We start from the raw sequence: 13,888 nt of genomic DNA on the forward strand, positions 1-13,888 counted from the left end.
GCGCCGTAGGGAGGCTGAAAATACACCAGTACCGTCCTCAGATCTTCGGATGACCCGGGGGCGTCATTGGCCGGGTGGATGCGATGGGGTCCGCACGGACCGGTGGGCTATCGAGCGCCTTCCGAGTCCGTGGGAGCGGTGCTTGTGGCGCTGGCTCCTGCGGCGACTTCTTCGGACGGAGGCTCACTCACGTCCACGAAATCGGAGGGATTGTTCTGCGATTCTACATCAGCGTCGAGGTCCTTCCGGCCGCGGCCGGGCTGGTAGGGCGACGGCTCGAGACCGGGGTGACGGCGAGACTGGACGATGAGGATCGCGATGCCCACGATGATGCCGATGATGGCGGCCCACACGTTGCTGCGGAGACCCAGGATGATCTCGCTCGGATCGATGCGGATCGACTCCCAGACCACACGTCCGGCGCTGTACCAGATGAGGTAGATGGCGAAGAGCTTTCCCCACTGGAACGCGGTCGCCTTGCGGCTCAGCCAGAGCAGCACGATCACGCCGAGACCGTTCCAGATCACCTCGTACAGGAACGTGGGGTGGAAGAGCGTGCCCTCGGGAAGGCCGGGAGGGAACGCGGAGTTGTCGGAGGGGATCTCGAGGCCCCACGGCAGGTCGGTGGGCAGACCGTAGAGCTCGTTGTTGAACCAGTTGCCGAAACGGCCCATGGCCTGTGCGAGCAGGAGCCCGGGTGCCAGTGCGTCGGCGAAGGTCCAGAAGCGGATGCCGGTCCAGCGGCATCCGAGGTACGCGCCCACTGCGCCGCCGATGAGGGCGCCGAAGATGGCGATGCCGCCCTCCCAGATGGCCCAGACGGATCCGGGTTCGAAGGGATTCCAGGTGTTCCTGCCCTCGCCGAAGTAGAAGTTCGGGTGGGTCAGGACGTGGAAGATGCGCGCGCCGATGATGGCCAGCGGAACGGCGAGGATCGAGATGTCGATCACGACCCACGGCTCTGCACCGCGCTTGGTGAGGCGGTGGTTGGTGAGCAGTACCGCCGCGATGATGCCGGCGATGATGCAGAGCGCGTAGAAGTGGATCCGGAGCGGGCCGAGGTCGATGTAGGAGACCGTGGGGCTCGGGATGCTGGCGAGCACGCCGCTGAAGGTGCTGTGGAGCGCGAGGGACATGAGTGCGATTCTAGTTCTCGTGTACGGGGCGTGCCGACGACGTGCCGACCGCCAGGTTTCGGGTGACCTCTGCGAGGGCGGGGATGCCGCCGTCGCGGAGGGCGCGGACGAGTGCGGTGCCGACGATGGCGCCGTCCGCGTATTCGGAGACTCCGGCGATCTGCTCGGCGGTCGAGATGCCGATCCCGACGCAGGCGCGGATGTCGCCGTGCTCGCGAAGGCGTCCGACCAGGGTGCGCGCAGCGCGGTCGAGCTCGGTGCGCTCACCGGTGATGCCCATGGTCGAGACGGTGTAGACGAAGCCGGTGGACGACTTCACGACGAGGTCGAGGCGCTCGTCGGTCGAGGTGGGCGCGGCGAGGAAGACCCGGTCGAGGCCCGTGCGCTCGCTCGCCGCGATCCACTCCCCTGCCACGTCAGGGGTGATGTCGGGCGTGATCAGGCCCGCTCCCCCCGCAGCCAGCAGGTCGTCCGCATAGCGATCGACGCCGTACTGGAACACCGGGTTCCAGTACGTCATGACCAGGACGGGCACGTCGGTGGCGTCGGTGATCGCGCGAACGGCCGTGAAGAGGTCCTTCATCTTGAAGCCGTTCGCGAGAGCCGCGGTGGTCGCCTCCTGGATCACGGCGCCGTCCATCACCGGGTCGCTGTAGGGCGGTCCGAGCTCGATGATGTCGACGCCGTTCTCGGCGAGGGCGATGGCGGCACGGATGCTCGTCTCGAGGTCGGGGTAGCCGACGGGGAGGTATCCGACGAAGGCGCTGCGGCCCGCATCATGGGCGGCGGCGATCGCCTGTTCGACGCGGCTCACAGCTCCGGCTCCCCCTTCGACGCGGCTGCTTCGGCGTCGCTCTCGTCGGCGACATCGTGCGCGAGCGCCTCGGCGTCGTAGAGGTCGAAGTAGCGGGCCGCGGTGTCCATGTCCTTGTCGCCGCGACCCGAGAGGCAGATCGCGAGCACGGCGTCCGGACCCATCTCACGTCCGAGGCGCAGGGCGCCCGCGAGAGCGTGGGCGGACTCGATGGCGGGGATGATTCCTTCGGTGCGGCTCAGCAGGCGCAGTGCCTGCATGGCCTCATCATCGGTCGCCGGGATGTACTCGGCGCGACCGATGTCGGCGAGCCAGGAGTGCTCCGGCCCCACGCCCGGGTAGTCGAGACCTGCGGAGATCGAGTGCGACTCGACCGTCTGGCCGTCTTCGTCCTGGAGGACGTAGGTCTTCGCGCCGTGCAGGATGCCGGGACGCCCACGCTCGATGGAGGCCGCGTGGCGAGGTGTGTCGACGCCGTCACCGGCCGCCTCGACTCCGTAGAGCTTCACGCCGGCGTCGTCGAGGAACGCATCGAACATTCCGATCGCGTTCGAGCCGCCTCCGACGCACGCGATGACCGCGTCAGGCAGTCGGCCGACCTCGTCGAGCAGCTGCTGGCGAGCCTCTTCGCCGATGATCTTCTGGAAGTCCCGAACCATCGCGGGGAACGGGTGCGGCCCCGCCGCGGTGCCGAAGATGTAGTTGGTCGTCTCGACGCTCGCCACCCAGTCGCGGTACGCGTCGTTGATCGCGTCCTTCAGCGTGCGCGATCCGGAGGTGACCGCGATCACCTCCGCGCCGAGCAGTCGCATCCGCGCGACATTGAGCGCCTGGCGCTCGGTGTCGACCTCGCCCATGTAGATGGTGCAGTCGAGGCCGAAGAGAGCGGCAGCGGTAGCCGTGGCGACGCCGTGCTGGCCTGCCCCCGTCTCGGCGATCACGCGGGTCTTGCCGAGGCGCTTCGTCAGCAGCGCCTGCCCCAGCACGTTGTTGATCTTGTGCGAGCCGGTGTGGTTGAGGTCCTCGCGCTTGAGGAACACTCGCGCTCCGCCGGCGTGCTCGGCGAACCGGGCGACCTCGGTGAGCGGCGACGGGCGCCCGGCGTAGGAGCTGAGCAGAGACGCCAGCTCGTCGCGGAAGACCGGATCGACGATCGCGTCGGCGTATGCCGCCGAGAGCTCGTCGATCGCGGCGATCAGCGACTCGGGCATGTAGCGTCCGCCGTAGTCGCCGAACAGTGGACCGTGCTGGTCTCGCAGGCTCATCACGCCTCCAGGAAGCTCTTGAGTGTGGCGACCGGGTCGCCCGTGACGAGCGCTTCCCCGATCAGGACGACGTCAGCGCCCGCTGAGCGGTAGTGCCTGACGTCTTCAGGTGTGAGGACCGCGGATTCCGCGATCTTGACCGCGGTCTCAGGGATCCGGTCGACGAGACGGCCGAAGAGATCGCGGTCGAGCTCGAGGGTCTTCAGGTCGCGCGCATTGACGCCGATCAGCGATGCCCCGAGATCGATCGCGACCTCGAGCTCGTCGGCCGAGTGCGTCTCGACGAGCGGCGTCATGCCGAGCTCGGTGATGAAGCCGAAGAGCTCACGGAGCACATGCGGCTCGAGCCCCGCGACGATCAGCAGCACGAGATCGGCACCGGCGGCTCGTGCTTCGAGGACCTGATATCGATTCGCGATGAAGTCCTTGCGCAGCACGGGAAGGGACACGCGCGCGGTGACAGCTTCGAGATCGGCGAGGCTGCCGCCGAACCGGCGTTCCTCGGTCAGGACGCTGATCGCCGACGCGCCGCCCGTCTCGTACAGCGACGCCTGGAAAGCGGGATCCGGGATCTCGGCCAGGGCGCCACGCGACGGGCTCGCGCGCTTCACCTCGGCGATGATCTTCACGCGCTCGGCGGGAGCGAGGAACGCCAGGGCGTCCTTGGCGGCGGGGCGTGCGAGAGCATCGCGTTCCACCTCGGCCAGTGGCCTGGTGAGAGCGCGACGCTCAGCGTCTGCGACTGCGCCGGCCGTGAGGTCGGCGAGCACCATTAGTGCGCCTTCGGCGAGTACTTGGGGCCCTTCACGCCGTAGCCGGCCCTCGCGAGCAGCCAGCCCACGAGCGCGCCGATCGGGATGATGGCCGCGCCGACCCAGATCAGGGCGACCCAGACGGGGCTGAACTCGGCGAGGCAGAACGCCAGCGTGCCGATCGTGAAGCCGGCGAGCATGATGATGACGCCCGTCCATGCGGCAGGCGAGTGTCCGTGGCCGGGGTCAGCGATCGGGTTGGTCATGGTCTCCTCCGGGGGACGACGTGCTGGTTCGGGTCAAGTCTATCGGGGTCATCGCGTCGGGTCGGTTCCGCGAGACAGGTCGTCCCACGAATCGATCGCGTCCACGGGGCCGGCGGTCGCGTCCACATGTGCGGCATCGGTGCGGTAGCGGCGGCCGCCGCGCTTCCAGCGGCGCCACGTGACGAGCACGACGAGGGATGCCGCGAGCAGGATGACCCAGCCGATGAGCGTCATGACGGGCCAGGCGGAGAGCTCGATGCCGGCGACCACGTCCGTGATCGCCGAGCTCCCGGCGAGACCGGTCGTCTCGGTGACGGTGGGGCCGACGGCGCTCAGCGGCTCGGTCAGCACCAACTGGAGCGTCGTCCACCCGAGGAAGAGCGCGGCAGCGGTGGCGAGCACGCCGAAGATCAGCCGGAGCACGGGACCGACGATCGAGAGCGCGATGCCGAGCGCCAGCACGGCGAGGCTGAGAGGCGCGAGCAAGGGCAGCGCGGACGACCCTGGCACGAGGATCGCCTCTCCCGCATCGGTGCGCGCGACGGTCAGCCAGGTCTGCGTCGACGAGATGATGCCGATCGCACCGGAGAGGAGGAACCCCGAGACGGCGATCGACCGGCCTCTGCGTGCGAGCGTCATTCTGCGGAGCCCCCCTCGACGGCCTGCAGGTCGGTCGTGTCGAAGCAGGTACGCGTGCCCGTGTGACAGGCCGGTCCCGTCTGGTCGACACGAAGCAGGATCGCATCGCCGTCGCAGTCGAGCCGCGCCTCGTGCACCACCTGGATGTTGCCCGAGGTGTCGCCCTTGCGCCAGTACTCCCGGCGGGATCGAGACCAGTAGACCGCACGTCCGGTGGTGAGGGTACGTCGCAGCGCCTCGGCATCCACCCAGGCGAGCATCAGGACCTCTGCAGTGTCCCACTGCTGCACGATCACCGGTGCGAGACCGTCGTCATTGAAGGCGACCTGCGCGATGCGCTCTTCGACGTCGCTCATCGGACGAGCACTCCTTCCGCACGCAGTGCATCCTTCACGTCGCCGACCGTGAGCGCGCCGGTGTGGAACACGCTGGCTGCCAGAACCGCATCCGCCCCGGCCTTGATCGCCGGAGCGAAGTGTGCGGCCTTGCCTGCTCCGCCCGACGCGATCACGGGCACCGAGGCTGCCTCGCGCATCAGCTTCACCAGCTCGAGATCGAAGCCGTCTCGCGTGCCGTCGGCATCGATCGAGTTGACGAGCAGCTCGCCCGCGCCGCGTTCAGCGGCCTCTCGCGCCCAGTCGAGTGCGTCGAGGGTGGTCTGCGTGCGTCCGCCGTGGGTGGTGACCACGAAGCCGGATGCGGTCGTGTCGGCCCGCTTGACATCGAGCGACAGCACGAGCACCTGCGCCCCGAAGCGGTCGGCGATCTCGCCGATCAGCTCGGGGCGCGCGATCGCAGCGGAGTTCACACCGACCTTGTCGGCTCCGACGGACAGCAGGCGGGACACGTCGTCGACGCTGCGGACTCCCCCGCCCACCGTCAGCGGCACGAACACCTGCTCGGCCGTGCGCTGGACGACGTCGTAGGTCGTCGCGCGCGCATCGACCGTCGCGGTCACGTCGAGGAAGGTGATCTCATCGGCGCCCTGCGCCGCGTAGTGGCGGGCAAGCTCGACGGGGTCGCCCATGTCGCGCAGGTTCTCGAAGTTGACTCCCTTGACGACGCGGCCGGCGGCGACGTCGAGGCAGGGGATGACGCGACTCGCGAGCGCCATCAGAGCCTCGCGTTGTGGATCGCCGTGACGAGGATCGCTCGGGCGCCGAGAGCGTAGAGCGCATCCATCACGGGGTTGACCCGCGCGCGGGCCACCATGACCCGCACCGCGACCCACTCGGGGTCGCGCAGGGGCGAGACGGTGGGAGACTCGATGCCGCCGGCGATCTTCACGGCGTCGTCGAGCAGAGCGAGCGGCAGGTCGTAATCGATCATCACGAACCGGCGGGCCACCATGACGCCGCGGAGACGGCGGAGAAGCGTCTCGGATCCCTCGGCATCCTGCGGACCGGCGATCAGCACGGCCTCGGACTGCAGGATCACGGGACCGAAGACGTCGAGCCCCGCTTGACGCAGTGTCGTGCCCGTCTCGACGACGTCAGCCACGGCGTCGGCCACACCGAGGCGCACGGCGGACTCCACCGCACCGTCGAGCGGCACGAGGTCGACCGCGATTCCGCGCTCATCGAGGAACGCGTCGACGAGACCCGGATACGACGTCGCGATGCGCAGACCGTCGAGCTCGGACACCTCGGTGTAGCGCCCCGAGGGCGCGGCGAAGCGGAAGGTCGAGCCGGCGAAGCCGAGCGCCTCGATCTCGCGCGCGCCGGGCATGCGGGCGTCGAGAAGCAGGTCGCGACCCGTGATGCCGACATCGATGGCGCCGGAGCCGACGTACGTCGCGATGTCCTTCGGACGGAGGTAGAAGAACTCGACGTCGTTGTCGCTGTCGACGACGTGGAGCGTCTTGGGGTCACGGCGACCGGCGTAGCCGGCCTCCGCGAGCATGTCGGCGGCCGTCTCGGAGAGAGAGCCCTTATTGGGAACAGCAATGCGCAGCATGGGATGCCTTCAGATCGAAGCGAGTGGGGCGGAGCGCTTCACAGATGTCGGTAGACGTCCTGCAGGCTCAGGCCCTTCGCGAGCATCATCACCTGCACGTGGTACAGCAGCTGCGAGATCTCCTCTGCAGCGGCCTCGTCGGACTCGTACTCGGACGCCATCCAGACCTCGGCAGCCTCCTCGACGATCTTCTTGCCGATCGTGTGCACGCCGCCGTCGAGCTCTGCAACCGTGCCTGATCCCTCGGGGCGGGTCTCGGCCTTGACGCTGAGCTCGGCGAACAGCTCGTCGAAAGTCTTCACGATTCCAGGCTAGCGGCTCTGGCGCGGTCTCTGAGCCGGGTGACGGCCGCCTCGACGTCGTCGGCGCCGTAGACCGCGGATCCTGCGACGAAGGTGTCTGCGCCGGCGGCGGCCGCCGCCTCGATCGTCGCATCGGAGATCCCGCCGTCGACCTGCAGCCAGACGTTCGACCCTCGCCGCTTCGCCTCGTCGGCGAGAGCGCGCAGCTTCGGCATCGTCTCGGGCATGAATCCCTGCCCGCCGAACCCTGGTTCGACGGTCATCACGAGGATCTGGTCGAACTCCTCGAGCACGCTGTAGAGACCGTCCGCGGGGGTGTCCGGCTTGATCGCCACTCCGGCCCTCGCCCCGATGCTGCGCAGAGTGCGGGCCAGCGAGATCGGATCGGCGGCGGCCTCGAGGTGGAACGTGACGCTCGCGGCACCGAGCTCCGCATACGCGGGAGCCCACCGCTCGGGGTCGGTGATCATCAGGTGCACGTCGAGCGGGATCGGGCTGGTCGCCTGGATCCGCTCGACCATCTGCGGCCCGAACGTGAGGTTCGGGACGAAGTGGTTGTCCATGACGTCGACATGCGCGAAGTCGGCAGTGGCGATCTTGGCGAGATCACGCTGCATGTTCACGAAGTCGGCGGCCAGGATGCTGGGGTTGATGCGCGGTGCGCGGGGCAGGTCCACTCTCTAGTCTCCTTGCTCGGCGCTGGCGTCGCGCTGATCGGTGTCGGCTCGTCGGAGGAGCGCGAGGAACATCGCATCGGTCCCGTGCCGGTGTGGCCACAGCTGGACCCGCCCGGTGCCGTCGCTGCCGAGATCGATCGGTGAGGTCACGACACCCTCGAGGACCGCACGCGCATCGAGCTCGGTGATGTCGGTGCGGCCACGGAGCACCTCCTGGACGACGCCCGTCGTCTCGGCGAGATGCGGCGAGCAGGTCGCGTACGCGACGATGCCGCCGGGCGCCAGCGCGTCGAGGGCCGCCGAGAGCAGTTCGACCTGCAGCGGCACCAGCTCGGCGACATCACCGGGGGTCTTGCGCCATCTCGCCTCGGGCCGCCGCCGCAGAGCCCCGAGTCCCGTGCACGGCGCATCGACGAGGATGCGATCGAACTGGCCCGCGTGGGAGGTGCCGAACGTGCGGCCGTCCTCTTCGTGAACCACGACATCGGCGGGCACGGCGCGCAGGGCGTTGCGGACGAGTCGCGCACGGGTGGGCACCACCTCGTTCGCCTCCAGCGACACATCGTGCTGTCGCGCGACCGCCGCGAGCAGCGCCGTCTTGCCGCCGGGGCCTGCGCACAGGTCGAGCCAGCGTTCGCCGGAACGGATCGGCGCAGCTTCGGCGAGAGCCAGTGCGACGAGCTGCGACCCTTCATCCTGCACACGCACCGTGCCGCCCGAGGAGGCGATCACGTGGTGCGGGTCGCCGCCCGGAGATCCGTAGGCCGTCGGCGCATACGGTCGACGTGGCTCCCCGGGCTCGGCGAGGCCGGGCAAAGCGACGAGAGTGACCTCCGGCGAGGCGTTGTCGGCGTCGAGGAGGTCGTCGAGCTCCTCGACGCGACCTTCAGCGGCCAACGCGCGACGCAGGGCACGGATGACCCAGACGGGGTGAGCGGAGCGCAGCGCCAGCCGCTCGTCGTCCGACCGCGCGGAGGACTCGATGCGCTGCTCCCACTCCCCCGGCGTCTCGCGGGAGATTCGCCTCAGCACGGCGTTCGCGAAGCTGGATGCACCGCGGCCCTGGGTGGCGGCGACGATGTTCACCGACTCGTTGACGGCCGCGTGCGACGCGACGCGGGTCGCGAGCAGCTGATGGGTCGCGAGTCTCAGCGCGTCGAGCACACCGGCGTCGATCTCCTCGACAGGCCTGTCGGCGGCAGCGGCGATGATCGCGTCATACGTTCCGCGGCGTCGCAGTGTGCCGTAGGCGAGCTCTGTGGCGAGAGCGGCGTCCTGTGGAGTGAGTCCTGCGTCCGCGATCGCGGCCGGAAGGATCAGGTTCGCGTAGGCATCCGATTCCGACACCGCCCGCAGCACGTCGTAGGCCACGCGCCGCGCAGGCTGCACCGTGCGCTGCGCGCCGCGGGACTGTCCGTCGCGCTTCCCGCCCCGAGCCTGGCCGTCACGTGGACGCTGATCGCGCGGCGTGCTCGGTCCCGAACGGGATCCGCGGCCGGACTCGCCGCGACGCGGCTCGCGACGTGCGCCGTCGTCCTGCCGCCCGCTCATGCGCCGGCTCGCAGGTTCTCGGTGTCGCGCTGCCCGCGCCACCAGTCGACCGCGCTCATCGCGCCCTTGCCCGAGGGCTGCACACGCGTGACCGCGAGCGGGGCCGAGGCCGTTCCGATGAGGAGAGCGGACTTGGTCGCGGTGAACGCGCCCGGCGCGAGGGCGACGTCGCTTTCCGAGGGAGTGGCCTCCAGCACCTTGAGGCGGATCCCGTCGACGGTCGTGTGGGCGCCCGGTTCGGGGGTGACTCCACGGAACCGCGCGAACACCTCGCTGAGCGGGCGGGTCCAATCGAGCACACCATCGTCGAGAGTCAGCTTCGGGGCCAGCGACGCCTCCCCCTCCTGGGGCACAGCGCGCGCAGTGCCGTCGGCGATGGCCGCGACCACTTCCGCCGTCAGTTCGGCGCCATCGAGAGCGAGTGCGTCGAGTGCGGCATCCGCCGTCGCCTCGGGAGCGACCGCGACGACCCGCGTCGCGAAGACATCACCGGCATCGAGCGCGGGAACGAGCTGGAACACACTGGCACCCATCTGCGCATCGCCGTTGATCAGTGCGCGCTGCACGGGTGCGGCACCGCGCCACTGCGGGAGGAGCGAGAAATGCAGATTGATCCAGCCCTTCGACGGTGTGGAGAGCAGCGGCTCGCGAACGAGTCCGCCGTACGCCACGATCACACCGAGCTCGACATCGAGCGCGGTGATGGCGGCCGTCGCGTCGTCGTCGAGACGAGCCGCCTTGATGACCGGCAGTCCGAGCTCGTCGGCAGCGTGAGCGACAGGCGACGGCGTGAGCACCCGCTTGCGGCCCAGCGGCGCGTCCGGGCGGGTGACGACCGCAGCGATGTCGTGCTCGGCCGCGAGGCGGCGGAGTGTGGGGACGGCTGCCGACGGTGTGCCGGCGAAGACGAGACGCATGAAGGTGCTCCGGAGGGATGCGGGGGTGGATCGGGTGAAATCGGAGCGCGAGGTGGTTCTTCGCGTTCAGAGTTCCGGATCGAGGATATCGAGTCGAACCGTGAGGGCGCTCCGAGTCGACTTGCCCTTGCCCCGCCGGTTGCTGACCGCTTCGGCGACGACCGCGGCCCGCAACGTGGTGGCGACCCTGGCACCCGCGCTGTAGTCGAACCGGATCAGGGCCCTGACACGCGGCGGGTAGTCGTCAGACTCGATCGGCACCGGGCCGAGTACCGCGTCGGAGGGCAGAGCGAGCTCCTGCAGCGACGCCAGCGCTCTCGCCACGGATGCCGTCGACCCCTCGACCAGCGCGACCCTCGCAGCCGGCGGCATGTGCAACGGCGCACGTTCGGAGAGCTCGGTCCTCGCATAGGCGGACTGGCTCCAGGTGGCAAGCGCTCGCGCGATCGCTCCGTCGACGCCGACCAGATGGATGGGAGCACCGGGAGCCGCGAGTGCAGCCGCGTTCGACCACCAGCGCAGACAGGACTCGCCGATCCGCAGGTCGGGGGCCTGGAGCATCCTCGGTCCGTCGAGCAGGACCACGGCACGGTATCCGCCCTCCGCCAGCGGCTCGGCCCCCCGTGTCGCGACGACGAGGGCCGGCTTGTCGGCGACGCGCTCGACCGGATGAGCGCTGTCTGCCACGATGACCCGAATTCCGGGGAACGCCTTGCCCAGCTCATCCGCCGTCCGCTCGCTGCCCGAGGAGGCGAGGCGCAGCTTGGTCGACGAGCACGTCGGGCACGCCCACGCTCGGGCTCCCCTGCCGCACCAGGCGCACACCGGCACGGCACCACGGTGCTTGGCTCCGAGCGGTCCGCCGCAGTGGGCGCACCGTGCAGGCGCCCGGCATTCGGCGCAGACCAGCGACGGGGCGAACCCCGGTCGTGACACCTGCACCAGCACCGGTCCCTCGGCTGCGGCATTGCGCGCGGAGAGGAACGCGGACGACGGCATCCGCTGTGCAGTCGGAGCATCCATCTCCTGTGGTGTGCTGAGGATCACGCGCGGCAGCACCCGACGCGCGGCCCGGACATCCTGCAGCCATCCGTGGGCGACGAGGCGTTCGACGTCGGTGGTGCGGGTGTGGCCGACGAACAGCAGTGCGGATCCCTCCTGCTCCTGACGGAGGAGAGCAGCATCCCGTGCGTTGATGTACGGCGCGAGCGGCTCGCCGAGGAGAGGATCGCCGTCGTCCCACACAGCGACGACGCCCGCACGAACCGGCGCGTACACCGCAGAACGATTGCCCACCACGATGCACGGCGCGTCCTCGAGCGAGCGCAGGAACGCGCGGTACCGATCGGGGTTCGTCTGGCGCGAGTCGAAGCGCACGACGGCCTGGTCAGGGACATACGAGCCGAGAGCGGCGAGCAGCTGATCGAGGTCGCGGTGGTCAGGCACGACGAGAACACTCGAACGGCCTGCTGCCAGCGTCCGCGCCGCTGCGGACGCGAGAAGAGCCGCCCACCCGGGATCGTCATGATGGCGCACGGGGATCGCCTCGACCGCGGCCCGGCCGCCCGCATCGAGCACATCGGCGAGCGAGTCGTAGGACGCGATCAGCTCGGATGCGGCCGAGAGCGCTTCGTCTGATGGGGCGAGCTTCGGGGAGTCGTCGCTCCAGGCCTTCTCCACCCGCACCTGGCGCTTCGGGATGACGAGCCGCAGGACGTCGGAGGCGGAGCCCGCAGCGCGATCGGCGGCGCGGCGCGCGAGGCGGTAGAGACGCTCCGGAAGCACCGCCACAGGGGATACGACGCTGTCGACCTCGGACAGTGGCCTGTCGCCATCGTGTTCGGTGTCGAGTTCGACGACGTAGCCGTCGATGACACGACCGGCGGTACGCAGGGGCACACGCACGCGCACGCCCAGAGGGACGTCTCCGAGCTCCGCAGGCACGGCGTAGTCGAAGAGACGATCCAACTGTGGAAGCGGCGAGTCCAAGAGCACGCGCGCGATCCTCCGACTCTGCGATGTCAGAGGAGAAGGGACGCCATCAGGCATGCGGCCCTCAGAGTCCTGCAGCGCGCCGTAGCTCTTCCGCGCGGTCGGTGCGCTCCCACGTGAACTCCGGCAGCTCCCGTCCGAAGTGCCCGTAGGCGGCGGTCTGCGCGTAGATCGGGCGCAGGAGGTCGAGCTGCTCGATGATCGCCTGGGGACGCAGATCGAAGACCTCGTCGATGGCGCGCGTGATCACCTCGTCGGACACCTTGCCCGTGCCGAATGTCTCGACGTAGAGACCGACCGGACGAGCGACCCCGATCGCGTAGGCGACCTGGACCTCGAGACGGTCGGCGAGTCCTGCGGCGACCGCGTTCTTGGCCACCCAGCGCGTGGCATAGGCGCCGGAGCGGTCGACCTTCGACGGGTCCTTGCCGCTGAAGGCACCGCCACCATGTCGCGCCGCTCCGCCGTAGGTGTCGATGATGATCTTGCGTCCGGTGAGTCCGGCATCGCCCTTGGGGCCGCCCGTCACGAACGGACCGGCGGGGTTGATGTAGTACGTGAGGTCGCCGAGATCGAGCCCCGTGGAGGCCAGGATCGGATCGATCACGTGCTCGCGCACCTGAGCCTTGAGGTCGTCCTGCGAGATGTCGGGGTGGTGCTGGGTCGACAGCACGACGGCATCCACGGTCTTGGGGGTGAAGCCCTCATATCCGAGAGTGACCTGGGTCTTGCCGTCCGGGCGCAGGAACGGCAGCGCACCCGATCGTCGGACCTCGCTGAGCCGCTCCGCGATGCGATGCGCGGTCCACGCAGCCATGGGCATGAGCTGCGGGGTCTCGTTCGTCGCGAAGCCGAACATGATGCCCTGGTCGCCAGCGCCGAGGCCGTCGAGAGGATCGCTGGAGCCCCCGTCACGGTGCTCCTGGGCGTTGTCGACGCCGTGGGCGATGTCGGTCGACTGCTCTCCCACCGAGATGCTCACACCGCAGGAGTCTCCGTCGAAGCCGGTCTCGCTCGAGGTGTAGCCGATGCCGTTGACCACCTGGCGGACGATCGTCGGGATGTCGACGTACGCCTCGGTGCGGATCTCGCCGGCGACGTGGACGAGACCGGTGGTCACCAGCGTCTCGACGGCCACCCGGGAGCCGGGGTCTTTCGCGATGAGTCCGTCGAGGATGCTGTCCGAGATCTGGTCGCAGATCTTGTCGGGGTGCCCCTCGGTGACGGACTCGGACGTGAACAGACGCAGCGCGCTCATCAGGGCTCCAGAACGGAATCGGACAGCAGGAAGGGGGTGGCTCCCATGATGGACCGCACCGCCGACATCAGTCGGCGGTGCGGTCATCGGACGTCACTCGGCGTGACGGAGGCGGAGCTTGTCCTCGTTGATCTCGTGCAGAGCGATGGTCAGCGGCTTGTCCTCGACGGACGAGTCGACGAGCGGCCCGACGTTGTCGAACAGGTTGCCCTCGTGGAGGTCGGAGTAGTAGTCGTTGATCTGACGGGCGCGCTTGGCGGCGTAGATCACGAGCTCGTACTTCGAGTCGACCCGGTCGAGCAGGTTGTCGATGGGGGGATCGATGATTCCGTTGGTGTGGTGTCCGGCCATGGTGGGACCTCC

General features: G+C 69.2%; 16 protein-coding genes. All 16 read right to left on the reverse strand.

What is annotated here, in order from left to right; all coding sequences use genetic code 11:
- Positions 1-107: 107 nt before the first annotated feature.
- Complete coding sequence (gene lgt / locus BEP68_RS07535; protein ID WP_053096092.1) at positions 108-1,136, reverse strand: prolipoprotein diacylglyceryl transferase; 1,029 nt, start codon at positions 1,134-1,136, stop codon at positions 108-110.
- 10 nt (positions 1,137-1,146) lie between these two features.
- Positions 1,147-1,950, reverse strand: a complete 804-nt coding sequence (gene trpA / locus BEP68_RS07540) for a tryptophan synthase subunit alpha (protein ID WP_053096094.1) — start codon at positions 1,948-1,950, stop codon at positions 1,147-1,149.
- Complete coding sequence (trpB, locus tag BEP68_RS07545; RefSeq protein WP_053096096.1) at positions 1,947-3,215, reverse strand: tryptophan synthase subunit beta; 1,269 nt, start codon at positions 3,213-3,215, stop codon at positions 1,947-1,949. The genes trpA and trpB overlap by 4 nt, the downstream gene beginning before the upstream one ends.
- On the reverse strand, positions 3,215-3,985 hold the full coding sequence (gene trpC, locus BEP68_RS07550) for an indole-3-glycerol phosphate synthase TrpC (RefSeq protein ID WP_053099114.1): 771 nt from the start codon (positions 3,983-3,985) through the stop codon (positions 3,215-3,217). Before trpC ends, trpB begins: the two co-directional genes overlap by 1 nt.
- 2 nt (positions 3,986-3,987) lie before the next feature.
- Positions 3,988-4,233 (reverse strand): HGxxPAAW family protein, encoded by a 246-nt coding sequence (locus BEP68_RS07555; RefSeq protein WP_053096098.1) that lies wholly within the window; start codon positions 4,231-4,233, stop codon positions 3,988-3,990.
- 48 nt (positions 4,234-4,281) lie between these two features.
- Complete coding sequence (locus BEP68_RS07560; protein ID WP_187249651.1) at positions 4,282-4,872, reverse strand: Trp biosynthesis-associated membrane protein; 591 nt, start codon at positions 4,870-4,872, stop codon at positions 4,282-4,284.
- Positions 4,869-5,228: a phosphoribosyl-AMP cyclohydrolase gene (hisI, locus tag BEP68_RS07565; protein WP_056278765.1), complete on the reverse strand. Its 360-nt coding sequence runs from the start codon at positions 5,226-5,228 to the stop codon at positions 4,869-4,871. The genes BEP68_RS07560 and hisI overlap by 4 nt, the downstream gene beginning before the upstream one ends.
- Positions 5,225-5,986, reverse strand: a complete 762-nt coding sequence (gene hisF, locus BEP68_RS07570; RefSeq protein ID WP_187249652.1) for an imidazole glycerol phosphate synthase subunit HisF — start codon at positions 5,984-5,986, stop codon at positions 5,225-5,227. The genes hisI and hisF overlap by 4 nt, the downstream gene beginning before the upstream one ends.
- Complete coding sequence (gene hisG, locus BEP68_RS07575; RefSeq protein WP_053096106.1) at positions 5,986-6,828, reverse strand: ATP phosphoribosyltransferase; 843 nt, start codon at positions 6,826-6,828, stop codon at positions 5,986-5,988. Before hisG ends, hisF begins: the two co-directional genes overlap by 1 nt.
- Positions 6,829-6,866: 38 nt before the next feature.
- On the reverse strand, positions 6,867-7,130 hold the full coding sequence (locus BEP68_RS07580) for a phosphoribosyl-ATP diphosphatase (RefSeq protein ID WP_017202142.1): 264 nt from the start codon (positions 7,128-7,130) through the stop codon (positions 6,867-6,869).
- Complete coding sequence (rpe, locus tag BEP68_RS07585) at positions 7,127-7,807, reverse strand: ribulose-phosphate 3-epimerase (protein ID WP_053096108.1); 681 nt, start codon at positions 7,805-7,807, stop codon at positions 7,127-7,129. The genes BEP68_RS07580 and rpe overlap by 4 nt, the downstream gene beginning before the upstream one ends.
- A 3-nt stretch (positions 7,808-7,810) precedes the next feature.
- Positions 7,811-9,358 carry an RsmB/NOP family class I SAM-dependent RNA methyltransferase gene (locus BEP68_RS07590; protein ID WP_187249653.1) on the reverse strand — a complete coding sequence of 516 codons (1,548 nt, stop codon included), beginning with the start codon at positions 9,356-9,358 and terminating at the stop codon, positions 7,811-7,813.
- The gene (gene fmt, locus BEP68_RS07595) at positions 9,355-10,275 is read right to left on the reverse strand and encodes a methionyl-tRNA formyltransferase (RefSeq protein ID WP_187249654.1); all 921 of its coding nucleotides are present in this window, start codon (positions 10,273-10,275) and stop codon (positions 9,355-9,357) included. The genes BEP68_RS07590 and fmt overlap by 4 nt, the downstream gene beginning before the upstream one ends.
- A 66-nt stretch (positions 10,276-10,341) precedes the next feature.
- The gene (locus BEP68_RS07600; protein ID WP_187249655.1) at positions 10,342-12,324 is read right to left on the reverse strand and encodes a primosomal protein N'; all 1,983 of its coding nucleotides are present in this window, start codon (positions 12,322-12,324) and stop codon (positions 10,342-10,344) included.
- 7 nt (positions 12,325-12,331) lie between these two features.
- Entirely contained in the window at positions 12,332-13,525 is a 1,194-nt protein-coding gene (gene metK, locus BEP68_RS07605; RefSeq protein WP_187249656.1) for a methionine adenosyltransferase, read from the reverse strand.
- Between the two features lie 93 nt (positions 13,526-13,618).
- The gene (gene rpoZ, locus BEP68_RS07610) at positions 13,619-13,876 is read right to left on the reverse strand and encodes a DNA-directed RNA polymerase subunit omega (protein WP_042536631.1); all 258 of its coding nucleotides are present in this window, start codon (positions 13,874-13,876) and stop codon (positions 13,619-13,621) included.
- Between the last annotated feature and the right edge of the window lie 12 nt (positions 13,877-13,888).

Origin of the sequence: Microbacterium sp. 4-7, from assembly GCF_014332665.1 — a bacterium.
In the GTDB taxonomy this organism is placed as follows: Bacteria; Actinomycetota; Actinomycetes; order Actinomycetales; family Microbacteriaceae; genus Microbacterium.

What these genes read in the sequence shown, in the direction of transcription:
- fmt (WP_187249654.1), bottom strand. Translation starts at nt 10,275, where the DNA reads ATGCGTCTCGTCTTCGCCGGCACACCGTCGGCAGCCGTCCCCACACTC.
- rpoZ (WP_042536631.1), bottom strand. Translation starts at nt 13,876, where the DNA reads ATGGCCGGACACCACACCAACGGAATCATCGATCCCCCCATCGACAAC.
- metK (WP_187249656.1), bottom strand. Translation starts at nt 13,525, where the DNA reads ATGAGCGCGCTGCGTCTGTTCACGTCCGAGTCCGTCACCGAGGGGCAC.
- trpB (WP_053096096.1), bottom strand. Translation starts at nt 3,215, where the DNA reads ATGAGCCTGCGAGACCAGCACGGTCCACTGTTCGGCGACTACGGCGGA.
- lgt (WP_053096092.1), bottom strand. Translation starts at nt 1,136, where the DNA reads ATGTCCCTCGCGCTCCACAGCACCTTCAGCGGCGTGCTCGCCAGCATC.
- hisG (WP_053096106.1), bottom strand. Translation starts at nt 6,828, where the DNA reads ATGCTGCGCATTGCTGTTCCCAATAAGGGCTCTCTCTCCGAGACGGCC.
- hisF (WP_187249652.1), bottom strand. Translation starts at nt 5,986, where the DNA reads ATGGCGCTCGCGAGTCGCGTCATCCCCTGCCTCGACGTCGCCGCCGGC.
- hisI (WP_056278765.1), bottom strand. Translation starts at nt 5,228, where the DNA reads ATGAGCGACGTCGAAGAGCGCATCGCGCAGGTCGCCTTCAATGACGAC.
- BEP68_RS07555 (WP_053096098.1), bottom strand. Translation starts at nt 4,233, where the DNA reads ATGACCAACCCGATCGCTGACCCCGGCCACGGACACTCGCCTGCCGCA.
- BEP68_RS07600 (WP_187249655.1), bottom strand. Translation starts at nt 12,324, where the DNA reads ATGCCTGATGGCGTCCCTTCTCCTCTGACATCGCAGAGTCGGAGGATC.
- BEP68_RS07560 (WP_187249651.1), bottom strand. Translation starts at nt 4,872, where the DNA reads ATGACGCTCGCACGCAGAGGCCGGTCGATCGCCGTCTCGGGGTTCCTC.
- BEP68_RS07590 (WP_187249653.1), bottom strand. Translation starts at nt 9,358, where the DNA reads ATGAGCGGGCGGCAGGACGACGGCGCACGTCGCGAGCCGCGTCGCGGC.